General features: G+C 74.6%; 1 protein-coding gene. It reads left to right on the top strand.

Going from position 1 to position 773, the window contains the following annotated elements:
* Nucleotides 1-118: 118 nt before the first annotated feature.
* Nucleotides 119-773: ABC transporter ATP-binding protein (locus CCN44_RS37725; RefSeq protein ID WP_143650278.1), on the top strand; the 655-nt coding region annotated here is incomplete at its 3' end.

Here is a 773-nt window from a genome sequence, read left to right as displayed (position 1 = left end):
GGCGGCGGCCGAGCAGCAGGCACCCGCCGCCGACTGAATCCACGGAGTTGCCCCGAAGCATCCCCATAGCCGCCCCCAAGGGCGAGCGAGGGCCCCCGACCCCGTAGGCTCGTCCCTTGTGAGTACGCGCGCGGGAGAGGCATTTCGGTACGACGAGGTCGTACGCGTGCGTGGCCTCGGCAAGACCTACCCGGCCGTGAAGGGCCGGCGGGGCACGCCGGGCACCCCCGCGGTGCGGGCCACCGACGGCGTGGAGCTGGAAGTGCGGCGGGGCGAGGTCTTCGGACTGCTCGGCCCCAACGGCGCCGGCAAGTCCACCCTCGTCCGGCAGCTCACCGGCCTGCTGCGGCCGGACACGGGCAGTGTCGAGATCCTCGGCCACGACATCGTGCGGCACCCCGAGCGGGCCGCCCGGATCCTCGCCTACCTGGGCCAGGAGTCCACCGCCCTGGACGAGCTGACCGTCTCCCTCGCCGCCGAGACCACCGGACGCCTGCGCGGCCTGGACGTACGGCGGGCGCGGGCCGAGCGGGACGCCGTCCTGGAGGAACTGGGGCTGACCCCGATCGCCGGACGGGCGCTGAAGAAGCTGTCCGGCGGGCAGCGGNNGCGCCGGGCCGAGCACGGTACGACCGTGCTGCTGGTCACCCACAACGTCATCGAGGCGGAGACGGTCCTGGACCGGGTCGCCGTGCTCGACGAGGGCCGGGTCATCGCCTGCGACACCCCCGCCGGGCTCAAGGCGCAGGTCGCCGGCGAGGTGCGGGTCGAGC

Source organism: Streptomyces tricolor (assembly GCF_002155905.1).
In the GTDB taxonomy this organism is placed as follows: domain Bacteria; phylum Actinomycetota; class Actinomycetes; order Streptomycetales; family Streptomycetaceae; genus Streptomyces; species Streptomyces tricolor.
This window is presented reverse-complemented; position numbering and strand designations above follow the sequence as displayed.